Origin of the sequence: Pseudomonas triticicola (genome assembly GCF_019145375.1) — a bacterium.
Classification (GTDB): Bacteria; Pseudomonadota; Gammaproteobacteria; order Pseudomonadales; family Pseudomonadaceae; genus Aquipseudomonas; species Aquipseudomonas triticicola.
In genome coordinates this window covers 1,273,440-1,285,789 of sequence record NZ_JAHSTX010000001.1, presented here as the reverse complement: position 1 = coordinate 1,285,789, position 12,350 = coordinate 1,273,440, and the positions used below count along the sequence as shown (strand labels likewise).

General features: G+C 59.1%; 15 protein-coding genes. 12 read left to right on the top strand and 3 right to left on the bottom strand.

Annotated features, from left to right (window positions below):
* The first annotated feature begins 171 nt into the window (after positions 1-171).
* From KVG85_RS05895 to KVG85_RS05865, 7 genes are all read left to right on the top strand, one after another.
* The gene (locus KVG85_RS05895) at positions 172-2,616 is read left to right on the top strand and encodes an autotransporter (protein ID WP_217863245.1); all 2,445 of its coding nucleotides are present in this window, start codon (positions 172-174) and stop codon (positions 2,614-2,616) included.
* A 105-nt stretch (positions 2,617-2,721) separates the two neighbouring features.
* Positions 2,722-3,786: an NAD(P)H-dependent flavin oxidoreductase gene (locus tag KVG85_RS05890; protein WP_217863244.1), complete on the top strand. Its 1,065-nt coding sequence runs from the start codon at positions 2,722-2,724 to the stop codon at positions 3,784-3,786.
* A gap of 196 nt (positions 3,787-3,982) precedes the next feature.
* Entirely contained in the window at positions 3,983-4,687 is a 705-nt protein-coding gene (modA, locus tag KVG85_RS05885; RefSeq protein WP_225926748.1) for a molybdate ABC transporter substrate-binding protein, read from the top strand.
* Complete coding sequence (modB, locus tag KVG85_RS05880; RefSeq protein WP_122611386.1) at positions 4,688-5,368, top strand: molybdate ABC transporter permease subunit; 681 nt, start codon at positions 4,688-4,690, stop codon at positions 5,366-5,368.
* Between the two features lie 3 nt (positions 5,369-5,371).
* Positions 5,372-6,451 carry a molybdenum ABC transporter ATP-binding protein gene (gene modC / locus KVG85_RS05875; RefSeq protein ID WP_217863242.1) on the top strand — a complete coding sequence of 360 codons (1,080 nt, stop codon included), beginning with the start codon at positions 5,372-5,374 and terminating at the stop codon, positions 6,449-6,451.
* 71 nt (positions 6,452-6,522) lie between these two features.
* On the top strand, positions 6,523-7,560 hold the full coding sequence (locus tag KVG85_RS05870) for a DNA topoisomerase IB (protein WP_217863241.1): 1,038 nt from the start codon (positions 6,523-6,525) through the stop codon (positions 7,558-7,560).
* A 154-nt stretch (positions 7,561-7,714) separates the two neighbouring features.
* The gene (locus KVG85_RS05865) at positions 7,715-7,945 is read left to right on the top strand and encodes a hypothetical protein (protein ID WP_016774936.1); all 231 of its coding nucleotides are present in this window, start codon (positions 7,715-7,717) and stop codon (positions 7,943-7,945) included.
* A 67-nt stretch (positions 7,946-8,012) separates the two neighbouring features.
* Here KVG85_RS05865 and KVG85_RS05860 read toward each other — a convergent pair whose 3' ends face one another.
* Entirely contained in the window at positions 8,013-8,180 is a 168-nt protein-coding gene (locus KVG85_RS05860; RefSeq protein WP_110645428.1) for a con-10 family general stress protein, read from the bottom strand.
* A gap of 328 nt (positions 8,181-8,508) precedes the next feature.
* On the opposite strand from KVG85_RS05860, the gene KVG85_RS05855 reads away from it, so the two are divergent.
* From KVG85_RS05855 to KVG85_RS05835, 5 genes are all read left to right on the top strand, one after another.
* On the top strand, positions 8,509-8,685 hold the full coding sequence (locus KVG85_RS05855; RefSeq protein ID WP_016774938.1) for a con-10 family general stress protein: 177 nt from the start codon (positions 8,509-8,511) through the stop codon (positions 8,683-8,685).
* 469 nt (positions 8,686-9,154) lie between these two features.
* A complete protein-coding gene (locus KVG85_RS05850; RefSeq protein WP_217864937.1) occupies positions 9,155-9,505 on the top strand; it encodes a con-10 family general stress protein in 351 nt (116 codons plus the stop codon).
* Positions 9,506-9,602: 97 nt separating this feature from the next.
* Complete coding sequence (locus KVG85_RS05845; protein ID WP_217863240.1) at positions 9,603-10,154, top strand: ATP-dependent Clp protease proteolytic subunit; 552 nt, start codon at positions 9,603-9,605, stop codon at positions 10,152-10,154.
* 209 nt (positions 10,155-10,363) lie between these two features.
* Positions 10,364-10,621 (top strand): DUF6555 family protein, encoded by a 258-nt coding sequence (locus KVG85_RS05840; protein WP_016774941.1) that lies wholly within the window; start codon positions 10,364-10,366, stop codon positions 10,619-10,621.
* Positions 10,618-10,869: a hypothetical protein gene (locus KVG85_RS05835; protein WP_071172612.1), complete on the top strand. Its 252-nt coding sequence runs from the start codon at positions 10,618-10,620 to the stop codon at positions 10,867-10,869. The genes KVG85_RS05840 and KVG85_RS05835 overlap by 4 nt, the downstream gene beginning before the upstream one ends.
* 12 nt (positions 10,870-10,881) lie before the next feature.
* Here the strand turns inward: KVG85_RS05835 and KVG85_RS05830 are convergent, their stop codons facing one another.
* Together KVG85_RS05830 and KVG85_RS05825 are read right to left on the bottom strand one after the other, a co-directional pair.
* Complete coding sequence (locus KVG85_RS05830; protein WP_016774943.1) at positions 10,882-11,295, bottom strand: cupin domain-containing protein; 414 nt, start codon at positions 11,293-11,295, stop codon at positions 10,882-10,884.
* Positions 11,296-11,418: 123 nt separating this feature from the next.
* On the bottom strand, positions 11,419-12,312 hold the full coding sequence (locus KVG85_RS05825; RefSeq protein WP_217863239.1) for a transcriptional regulator GcvA: 894 nt from the start codon (positions 12,310-12,312) through the stop codon (positions 11,419-11,421).
* Positions 12,313-12,350: the final 38 nt, after the last annotated feature.

Here is a 12,350-nt window from a genome sequence, read left to right as displayed (position 1 = left end):
ATGATTTGAAACAAGCATGCCTTGAAATAGCACATCGCAACACATTGCCACACTCGACTTTGCGCTAACGGCTCGATCAGCCGGGTAAATCCACGGCAGGCGGCTATGCTTTTTCGACGGTTGTGTTTTCCCGGTTGCGCCTTGCAAACCGGTGTGTCGATGGAGCTGACGATGCCTTTCCTGAGCGCTTTACCCTCGCTGCTGATGTTATGCCTGCTGACACTTGGCACTGCCTGGGCAGCCGCCCCAGCGGCAAAGCCGAACGCGGCGCCAAGCGAGCCGACATGGCCGCAGGTGATCAGCAGCGGCAAGAGCAAGCTGACGGTGTATCAACCGCAGCTCGACAGTTGGGACGGCTATACGCTCAATGCCCGCGCGGCGGTCGAAGCCACGGCTGCCGATGGCAAGTCCACCTACGGCATCGTCCAGTTCAGCGCTCACACCCTCGTCGACAAGACCACCCGCTGGGTCGCGCTTGATCAGTACAAAATCATCAAAGCCGATTTCCCCGCCGATGCGAAACAGGCCGACACGTGGCTCGCCATCCTGAAAAAAGATGCCGAGAGCCGCAAGAAAACCATCTCCCTCGATCAACTGGAAGCGGCGGTTGGTGTGCTCAACGCCGAACAGAAAGCCGACAGTGCGCCCTTGGAAAACACGCCGCCGACCATCATCAGCTCCGACAGCCCGGCAATTCTCGTATACATCGACGGCGAGGCGGCTTATCGGCCGGTGGAAGGAACGGAGCTGCAACGGGTGATCAACACGCGCCCACTTCTGCTCAAGGACGCCGAAGGCAAACACTACCTGCATGTATTTGACGGCTGGATGGTTGCCGATCAATTGGCCGGTGATTACACGCGCCTCGCTGCACCACCGGCCAGTCTGGAAAAAGCCAAACAGGCGGCGATCAAGAGTCGCCAGGTGGACCTGCTCACCGGGCAAAGTGACCCGAAGGACAAGATTCCCAGCCTGGCCAAGCCGCCGCAGCCGAAAATCTTCATAGCCACCACGCCAACGGAACTGTTGGTGACCGACGGCGCCGCGCAATGGCAACCGATTCAGGGCACCAGCCTGTTGTACGTGAGCAACACCACCGGGCACATCTTCAAGGAAATCGGCGACCAGAACAGTTACGTACTGATCTCCGGACGCTGGTTCCGCGCCAGCGACATGAGCGGGCCATGGACCTTTGTCCCGGCAGACAAACTGCCGGCCGACTTTGCCAATATTCCTGACGACAGCGCCAAAGAGAACGTCAAGGCCTCGGTAGCCGGCACGCCACAGGCACAGGAGGCGGCCATTGCGGCGGCCATCCCGCAGACGTCGGCGATCAACAAGAGCGCGGTGAGGATGACGACACCGCAATTTGACGGTGAGCCGCAGCTCAAAGCGATCAGCAATACGCCGCTGCAATACGTGGTCAACAGCGCCACTCCGATTATTCGCGTCGACAACGACACTTGGTGGGCGGTGGAGAACGGCATCTGGTTCAGCGCCACCTCGCTGAACGGGCCGTGGATCGTGGCCACTTCAGTGCCAGCGGTGATTTATTCGATTCCGCCCAGCTCGCCGATGCACTACCTCACGTACGTGAAGGTTTACCAATCCAGCGGCGATACCGTGGTGGTCGGCTATACGCCAGGCTATCAAGGCTCGACGCTGGACCCGGCGACTGGCGTTGTGGTGTACGGCACCGGTTATCCGTATACGCCGTGGGTCGGCAGTGTCTGGTACGGGCCGCCGGTGACCTATGGTTTCGGCGTCGCGATTCGTTACACGCCGTGGACTGGCTGGACCTTCGGCTTTGGATTCGGCTGGAGCTGGGGCGGCAACACCGTCGCCATGGGCTGGGGTTGGGGCGCCTATCCGTGGTGGGGAAATTACGGCTGGGGCTACGCGTGGGGTCCGCGTCTGTACCCGGCGCCGCTGGCCTGGGGTGGCGCAGCCTACGGTTATCGCGGCGGCGCGGTGGCCTGGGGTCCGGGTGGCTGGGCTGGAACCACCGGCAATCTTTATCATCAGTGGGGTGATCGCGCGACGGTCAGCCGTTATGGCGCCGGCTACAACGCCTGGACCGGCAATCGCTGGGCCGGTCAGGTTGGCGCCTCGTACAACTCGCGTACCGGCATTGCCGCCGCCGGGCAACGTGGCGCGGTGCACAACGCCTACACCGGCAACTACGCTGCCGGGCGCAGCGGCGTGGCAGTCGGCCCGAACGGCGGCGCCATCGCCGGCGAACGAGTTACTGCCGGCAACGTTCGCAGCGGCACTCACGTCAGTGCCAATCGCGGCGCCGTTTACAACGCCAATACCGGCAACACCACGCAATACGGCGGTATCCATGGCCGCAACGGCGGCGCCGCGCGGGTCGGTGATCACGTTTATGCCGGGCGTGACGGCAACGTCTACAAGAAAACCGACAACGGCTGGCAGTCCGTGGCCGGCAGCGGTGCCAACCGCACCAGACCCGCGAACAACAATTCGCAATTGCAGAATCTCAACCGCGAATCCGCCGCACGCAGTCTCGGCAATCAGCGCACGCACAACTTCAACCATTCTTCACAAATGATGAACCGTTCGTTTGGCGGTGGCGGCGGATTGCACCGACGCTGAAAAACTGCACGTAATGTTCAGAATTTCAGACTGGCCCCGCATCCGGGTTTGCTGTTAAAAACCGCTTGCCGTCCCTGCCCGTTTCATCGTTCGGAGAATTGCTTTATGAGCCAGTGGCCAGACACCCGCATCCTTGATCTTCTCGGTATCGAACTGCCGATCATCCAGGGCCCGATGGCCGGTGCGACCAACTCTTCGATGGTGATTGCCGTGTGTAATGCCGGCGGCCTCGGTTCAATGCCGGCAGCGATGCTGAGCAGCGAGCAACTGCGCGATGAGTTGAAGACGATTCGCCAGCACACCACCAAGCCGTTCAACGTCAATTTCTTCTGCCACCAGCCACCGGCGCCTGATGAACAGCGGGCACGTGACTGGAAAAACCTGCTCGAACCTTACTACCGCGAATTGGGTGCCGATTTCGACGCGCCAACGCCGGTTTCCAACCGCGCTCCGTTCGACGAAGCAGCGTGTGCCGTGCTCGAAGAGTTCCGACCCGAGGTGGTGAGTTTCCATTTCGGGCTACCGGATAAAACCCTGCTTAATCGGGTCAAGGCGACCGGGGCGAAAATCCTTTCGTCTGCGACTACGGTCGAAGAAGCGATCTGGCTGGAGCAACACGGCTGCGATGCGATCATCGCCATGGGTTATGAGGCCGGTGGCCATCGCGGGATGTTTCTCAGCGATGATCTGAGCACCCAGGTCGGCACCTTCGCGCTGGTGCCGCAGGTGGTCGACGCGGTGAAAGTGCCGGTGATCGCGGCGGGCGCGATCAGCGATGCGCGGGGTGTTACAGCGGCGTTAATGCTCGGCGCCTCGGCGGTGCAAGTCGGCACGGCGTACCTGTTCACGCCGGAAGCCAAAGTCAGCGCCTCACACCACAAGGCCCTGCGCACCGCCAAGGAAAGCCAGACCGCCATCACCAACATTTTTACCGGACGCCCGGCACGGGGCATTGTCAATCGGGCGATGCGTGAACTCGGCCCGATGTCAGCGCAGGCGCCGGCCTTCCCCTTGGCTGGCGGTGCGCTGATGCCGCTGCGGGCCAAGGATGACGCCGACTTTGCCAACCTCTGGGCCGGTCAGGCGTTGACGCTGGGCAAGGACATCGGCAGCGCTGAACTCACCCGGCAACTGGCCGAGGGCGCGCTGGCGAAACTCAACCGCCATTGAATTTACGCGGCGAGCTGATTTAATCCCTCGCCACTTGGCGGCGTATCGCTATATATTTCTGTATACAGCGATTGCGCCCGTGTATCGGCGTTATCCCAAACAAAGCAATTACCGCCGATCACGGAGCCTTTACATGACGCTTGCTGCCACACGCTTCGCCCCCGCCTGCTTCGCTTCACTCCTTGCAATATTCAGCATGGGCACCGCGCAGGCTGATGAAGTGCAAGTGGCGGTCGCCGCCAACTTCACCGCGCCAATCCAGGCCATCGCTGCCGACTTCGAAAAAGACACCGGCCACAAACTGGTCGCCGCTTACGGCGCCACCGGCCAGTTCTACACCCAGATCAAAAACGGCGCGCCGTTCCAAGTGTTCCTCGCAGCTGACGACAGCACCCCGGCAAAACTCGAACAGGAAGGCGAAACCGTCAAAGGGTCGCGCTTCACCTACGCCATCGGCACCCTGGCGCTGTGGTCGGCAAAAGAAGGTTATGTCGATGCACAGGGTGAAGTGCTGAAAACCAACCAATACCAGCACTTGTCCATCGCCAACCCGAAAGCCGCGCCGTACGGCCTGGCCGCTACCCAGGTGCTGGAAAAACTCCAGTTGAGCGAAGCCACGAAAAGCAAAATCGTCGAAGGCCAGAACATCACGCAGGCCTACCAGTTCGTCTCCACCGGCAACGCCGAACTGGGCTTTGTAGCGCTGTCGCAAATCTACAAGAACGGCAAGGTGAGCAGCGGCTCGGCATGGATTGTTCCGGCCACCCTGCATGATCCGATCAAACAGGACGCGGTGATTTTGAACAAAGGCAAGGACAGCGCTGCTGCCAAGGCCCTGATCGATTACCTCAAGGGGCCAAAAGCCGCTGCGGTGATCAAATCCTTCGGATATGAACTGTAAATGTCGCTGACCAGTGCCGACTTCGCCGCGATCTGGCTGACCCTGAAACTGGCGTCACTGACCACCGTGATCCTGCTGGTGATCGGCACACCGATCGCGTTATGGCTGTCGCGCACCTCGTCGTGGTTGCGCGGGCCGATCGGCGCCATCGTCGCCCTGCCGCTGGTGCTGCCGCCGACGGTGATCGGCTTTTACCTGCTACTGGCGCTGGGGCCGCACGGTTTTCTCGGCCAGTTCACTCAATGGCTGGGGCTGGGCACGTTGACGTTCAGCTTCACCGGGCTGGTCATCGGCTCGGTGATCTACTCCATGCCGTTTGTGGTGCAACCACTGCAAAACGCTTTCTCGGCGATTGGCACCCGCCCGCTCGAAGTCGCCGCGACCTTGCGCGCCAATCCGTGGGACACGTTCTTCAGCGTGATCCTGCCGCTGGCGCGCCCCGGATTCATCACTGCAGCGATCCTCGGCTTCGCCCACACCGTGGGTGAATTCGGCGTGGTGCTGATGATCGGCGGCAACATTCCCGACAAGACCCGCGTGGTCTCGGTGCAGATTTACGACCATGTCGAAGCGCTGGAATATGCCCAGGCGCACTGGCTGTCCGCGGCGATGCTGGTGTTTTCGTTTCTGGTGTTGCTGGCGCTGTATTCCAGCCGCAAGACCCGCGCAGGCTGGAGCTGATCAATGATTGATTTACGCCTGAAACGCACTTATCCGGGGTTCGAACTGGATGTTGATCTGCAAGTGCCGGGCCGCGGCGTCACCGCGCTGTTTGGTGATTCCGGCTCGGGCAAAACCACTTGCCTGCGCTGCATCGCCGGGCTGGAGCGCGCCGAGCAGGGTTTTGTGCAGATCAACGACGAGGTCTGGCAGGACAGTGCCAAGGGCATCTTCGTCCCGCCGCATAAACGTGCGCTTGGCTATGTGTTTCAGGAAGCCAGCCTGTTCCCGCATCTGTCGGTGCTGGCCAATCTGGAGTTTGGTCTCAAACGCATCGCCAAGTCGCAACGCCGGGTCGATATGAACCAAGCGACCGAACTGCTCGGCATCGGCCATTTGCTCGAGCGCCATCCGCAGCATCTGTCCGGCGGCGAGCGGCAGCGCGTCGGCATCGCCCGCGCTCTGCTGACCAGCCCGAAACTGTTGCTGATGGACGAACCACTGGCGGCTCTCGACAGCCGGCGCAAAAGCGAAATCTTGCCGTACCTGCAACGCCTGCACGACGAACTGGATATTCCGCTGCTGTACGTTAGCCATGCCCAGGACGAAGTCGCGCGTCTGGCCGATCATTTGGTATTGCTCCGTGATGGCAAAGCCCTCGCCAGCGGCCCGATCGGCGAGACCCTCGCACGCCTGGATCTGCCCTTGGCAATGGGTGATGACGCCGGGGTCATCATCGAAGGCCAGGTCAGCGCCTACGACGCCACCTATCAATTGCTCAGCCTGCAACTGCCCGCCACTGAAATGAACATTCGCGTCACTCATGCGCCGATGGCCGTGGGCCAGGCCCTGCGCTGCAAGGTGCACGCGCGCGACATCAGCCTGGCGCTGAACAATGACGCAGCCAGCAGCATTCTCAATCGTCTGCCCGTTACGGTGATCAGCGAACAGGCTGCTGACAACAGTGCCCATGTAATGATCCGCCTCGATGCCGGCGGCACGCCGCTGCTGGCGCGGATCACCCGCTTCTCGCGTGATCAACTGAGCGTGCATCCGGGCCAGCGGCTGTGGGCACATATCAAGGCAGTGGCGGTGCTCGCGTAAAACATTCGGCACGACGGCCAGCGCCTGCGGTCAATTAGTTACAGACTGCCGTATGACCGAAGGAAACCGCCATGCCCGATACCGTGCTGACAGATGCTCTGCCCGCCGATCTGCATTACGTCGATGACACTCAGCCTGGTATCACCCGGAAAAAACTGCGCGGCAAGTTCGTCTATTTCGAACCGTCGGGCGAGCGCATCACCGACCCAGACGAAATCAAACGCATCAATGCTCTCGCGGTACCACCGGCCTACACCGATGTATGGATCTGCGCCGACCCGTGCGGCCATTTGCAGGCCACCGGCCGCGATGCGCGCGGGCGTAAACAGTACCGTTATCACGCACGCTGGCGCGAAGTGCGCGACGCCGACAAATATTCACGTCTACGCGAGTTCGGCCTGGCCCTGCCCAAACTGCGGCGCAAGCTCGAGGCACTGCTCGATGAGCCGGGCTTCAGCCGCGACAAAGTCATGGCCACGGTGATTACCTTGCTCGACGCCACGCTGATCCGCGTCGGCAATACCCAATACGCACGGGACAATCGCTCTTACGGTTTGACCACGTTGCGCAGTCGGCATGTCGAGGTCAACGGCAGCGCGATCCTGTTCCAGTTCCGTGGCAAGAGCGGCATCGAGCATCAGATCACCGTCAAGGATCGCCGCCTGGCGCGAATCATCAAGCGCTGCCTGGAAATTCCCGGGCAGAATCTGTTTCAGTATCTTGATGAAAATGGCGAACGGCACACCGTCACTTCTTCCGATGTAAATGCTTATCTGCAAAAGCTCACCGGCGCGGCCTTCACCGCCAAGGATTACCGCACCTGGGCGGGCAGCGCCCTGGCATTATCGGTGCTGCGCGAGTTGCAGCATGAGTCGGAAACCGAAGCCAAGCGCCATGTGGTCGAAGCCGTGAAGAACGTCGCCAAACAGCTGGGCAACACGCCGGCGGTTTGCCGCAAGTGCTACATCCACCCCGCCGTGGTCGAACATTTCATGCTCGGCGCCCTCGCCGAACTGCCCCGCCCGCGAGTGCGCAAAGGCCTGCGCGCCGAGGAAGTGGCTTTGGCCATGTTTCTCGAACGCATGTGTGAGGTAAGCGAGGCGTCTTGATCTCCAGCGTAACGCACTCCTACACGGGTTTCGCCGACGAGTTGAACTGGGTATTTTTTGCACGATCACACAGGTCTTCTATAGTTGATCTGAAGGTTCGCGCCACGCGGACTTTTTGTTGCAACTCAGCCGTTTCAGCGAACGGAGGTGTTCCATGTCCGAAAAAGAGTCCATCACCACCCTCCTCACCCTGCTCGACGCCCGCCAGGCGCGCCTCGCAGCCGCCTGCAAAGAGATTGCCGACTGGGTCGATCATCAGGGCGGGCATCCGACGGCTTTGCGCATTCGCGACCGGCTGCACGACATCGAAAAAGATGCGCCGCTGATTCGCGATACGCTCTCGACGCTCAAACCGATCGACCGGCCGTTGCCACGGTTCAGATAGGCCTCAGCGTAGAGGTCCTCTCTGCATCGGCGCAGAGAGGACGCCGATTGGTACTTTTCCGACCGACTCAGTCGCCCTTGCCCGTACGGCCGCCTCCATGGCTGTGCTGCCCGCCGACGCGTGCCTTCTCGGCCCGATCAACTTTCACGTTGACTGGACTCTCGCCTTTCTTGCCGGCTTCCTTGATTTTCTGTGGGTCTTCAGCGAACGGTTGATCCTTGTGATGATTGGTCATCTCAATGTCCTCAGAATAATTATATACATACACTTAACAGACTCTAGTTTCAGCCGATTACAGTTCAACTTCGCACCGACAAATGGTCAGAAATCCGAAGCGAAGCGGTAACAAGCTTCAACCTCTCTTGCACATCAACCAGCAACTTGAAAAGTTATACGAAGCGGCGCAGAAACCAACAGCCTGTATAAGTTTCATCACAAACTTACCGTTCATCGGCCTGACGAAAAATTTTCAAAACATTTTTCGCCGGCTCGTAATCGGAGTAGATGTCCGGTGCGACAACGGACATAACTAGCGAAACGTTAATTGATATCGGAGAGCTATCATGACCACAGGAAATAAAAATCCAGGTAACTTCGCAAACGATCGTGAAAAGGCATCTGAAGCCGGCAAGAAAGGCGGTCAGTCGTCCGGCGGCAACTTCGCCAACGACCGTGAAAAAGCATCCGAGGCTGGCCGCAAAGGCGGGCAGAACAGCCACGGCGGCGGTCGCAAGTCCTGAGTAAGCGGTACAAGGGCAGCCTCGCTGCCCTTTGAAATCAGCTGATGGAGCGTAATCATGAGAACGGTACCGGCTTTTGCACGAGGCGAAGTGCAACGAAACAAGGGAGCGGAAGTGTATCCCGAAGCAGCGCGCAGTTCGCACGTGACCAGGTCGGACAGTCCGTCGGTGTCACCTTGTGTCGAACGACAGCAAATCAGTCCAAGGCACCGGGAAAGTGTTCAGCAGGAATGTTATGAACGCCGGGAACTTGCAGTAAATTCTGAAAACTCCCGGACACCGGATACAACGCCGACTTATGAGCGCTCCTCTTAGCGCAAAGGTCCAACTTGTAGTTACAAGACTAGCCAGACCAACTAAAGCAAACGACATCAGTAAACTTTATGAGCATTCGCGAACAACGACGGCACGTAGTGTGTGCATCCTTGATTCGCCGAGTACCTGTATAGAGAAAATGAGGAAGTTTGAAATGGCACAAGATAAACAACAAGGCAGCATGTCGGCTAACGAAGCAGGCAAGAAAGGTGGTGATGCCACTTCGGCTTCGCACGATAAAGAGTTCTATCAGGAAATCGGCAGTAAAGGCGGCCAGAACAGTGGCGGCAACTTCAAGAATGATCCTGAGCGCGCCTCCGAAGCCGGGAGCAAAGGTGGCCAGAACAGCGGTGGCAATTTTGCCAACGATCGGGACAGAGCGTCCGAAGCTGGCAGCAAGGGCGGCCAGAGCAGCGGCGGCAACTTTGCCAACGATCGGGAAAAAGCCTCTGAAGCTGGACACAAAGGTGGTCAAAACAGCCATGGTGGCGGGCGCAACAGTTGATGCGTCGAGTGCAGGGGAGCACAGCTCCCCTGCCCACTTTCATTCAAGAGAAATTACAGCTATTGCTTAGGAGTCCTGACCAGCCGAGGGAATCGCCATGCCTGTTCATGTCATCAACTTCACCGGCCCGATCAATGCCTCGACGTGCGGCCAATTGATCGATAAAGCCTCGCTCGCCGTAAAGGAAGATGCACCGCGACTGATCGTCAACATCGCCACCATGGGCGGCGAATGCAGTTACGGTTTCACGATGTACAACTTCCTGTTGGCCCTGCCTATTCCGGTACACACCCACAATTTGGGAACAGTCGAATCGATGGGCAACATTGTCTTTCTGGCCGGCCAGCGCCGCACCGCCTGTACCCACAGCAAGTTTCTGTTTCACCCATTTCATTGGCACCTGCAAGGTTCGGTCGATCACTCGCGCATGTCGGAATACGCCATGAGCCTGGATTACGACTTGCATCTCTACGCCCAGATTGTCGCCGAGCGTACGAGCAACGGAAGAAATGCGCTCGAGACAGAGAAATATCTGACAGCAGCGCCGCGCATCATCAATCCTGAAGAAGCCATGCATTCAGGCCTTATTACGGCGATTGAAGACACCGAGGTTCACGCGGACTTTGTCTGCTCGTGCATCTACTCCTGACTCGTCCCACTTGATAACGCGTCGTAGCGGGCGCGTTCCTGTCTTATCAGCCGGCAAGTTCAGCCAAAAATTCCAGACGAATTTGTACAGAATCGATCTGCCGTACAGATTTACAAATCGCCCAATCAGCCGGTCATCACGCCCGTTTCAATTTCTCTGAATTATTCATTTCGCCAGATATCCCTCTTTTTAACAGCCGGAGGAAATGTATGAGCGGAGAGGATTTGTACGTGATTGATTACCTGCTTCACGGGAAGCCCAGGTCATTCGTCATTCGCACAAAAACCATGAACAATGCTGAAGCGTGGCAATGGGCAAGTTGTGACGCGGGTATCGCGCCCATCCCCCGCCCCGGCCGACCTCCGTTGAAACGTTTTTCCAAACCAATGGCGGAACGCTTTGGCGTGACCGAGGTGCAATGGCGAGAATCAGTACCTTTGGTCTGGGAGGAGGATCACGTGAAATGACAGAACGCACATTGAAATACGGTTTCGGCCGCTCGTGGGACGACGAGATGGCGGAGAATGCCGCGATGTTCCGCGAGGCCGATCTGCTCGAAGAAGCGGCTTACAGGATCATCGAGAACGACACGGACAATCCTGAAGCCTGGGCCCGTTTCAGCGAAGCCAAGGCTATGGCCGACGCCAAACGAACGGCGGCCTATCAGGACTGGATGCGCATCAAGCGCGCGATGAGCAAGCCGCGCTCGAAATAGCGGACTGGCGCCTCATGGCTTGAGGATAAGCAGGGGCTCGCCTTTCGGGACAACGTAAGTGGCCAGTTCGACGCCTTTCTCGTTGCCGACGTTTTTGGCCACATGCGCGACGCCTGCCGGAATGAACAACGAATCCCCGGCCTTGAGTATCACCGGCGCCCGCCCTTCGAGCTGATACTCGAACGTGCCGCTGATGACATAGGCGACTTCCACGCCGGGATGCGCATGCCGAGGCGAGGTGACGCCAGCGTCGAAATCGATACGCGCCTGAATCACTTCGCGATTGTCAGCGCCGAGATCCTGACGAACCAGATCGGTGCGGCTCAGACCTTTCTGCCAGCTCGTTGCCGGCGCATCCGCCGCATGGGCGAAGCCGGTCAGGGAGGCGAAGACAACGGCAGAAGCCAGAAACAGTGGACGGTACATGGTGATGCCCTCTTGAGCGTAGTGTTGGTGTGAGGGCTACTTTGGGCTCGGCATGTAGGGCGGATGTGTCTCGAAGGCGCAGTTTGGTGTTGCCGTGTGTATCGGCTGGGGGTTGATACATGCTTATACAAACGTGTTGCTGGCCACCGCCACAAGCCACTCTCTGAAAGCGCTGATCTTTGGCGATTCAGCGGTTTCATGGGGTGTAACCAAATAGAAACCGAGATCATCCTGCAGGCGCAGGTCGAACGGTGCAACCAATCGGCCCGCACGCAAATCGTCGTTTACGTAAGTCGAACGACCGATGCAAACGCCCTGCCCGTCAATTGCCGCCTGCACCGCCATCATCGCCAGATCGAAGGTCAGCTTCGCGCCGTCGGCCAACTGCGCAGGCTGGCCGGCGGCGCTGAGCCAGGCCTGCCAGTCGCTGGCGGTGAGGCCGCTAACTTGTACAAGCGTGTGACTAGCCAGATTTTCCGGAGTGTGCAATGTCGTCGCCACTTCCGGACTGCACACGGGAAATACCTCATCGGCCATGAGAAAGTCCGCGCGCAAACCTTTCCAGTCGCCCCGTCCGTAGCGAATCGCCGCGTCGATGCCTCCTCGGCGAAAATCCACCAGATCGGTAGTGGCGCTGATGCGCACATCGATGTCCGGGAACGCCTGCTGAAATGCCGGAAGGCGCGGCAAAAGCCATTTCGACGCAACCGAGACCAGCGTGCTGATGGTCAATACGCTGGACCCGCGCGACTCGAGTAATTGTTGCGTCGAATGGCGCAACGCTTGAAATGCAGAACGCACTCCCGGCAGGTAGGCCTGCCCGTCTTCGCTAAGCGCCAGGCCATCCTTGAGGCGCAGGAACAATGCCACGCCCAACTCGGCTTCGAGGCGCCTGATTTGGTGACTGATTGCTGTCTGCGTGACGTTCAACTCGGTCGCAGCGGTGGTAAAGCTCATATGCCGAGCCGCCGCTTCAAACGCGCGCAGGCCGTTGAGGGAAGGAAGTCTGGTAGTCATAAGGCTAAGGAGCGCATGAGAGTTTGTCATACGCTAGC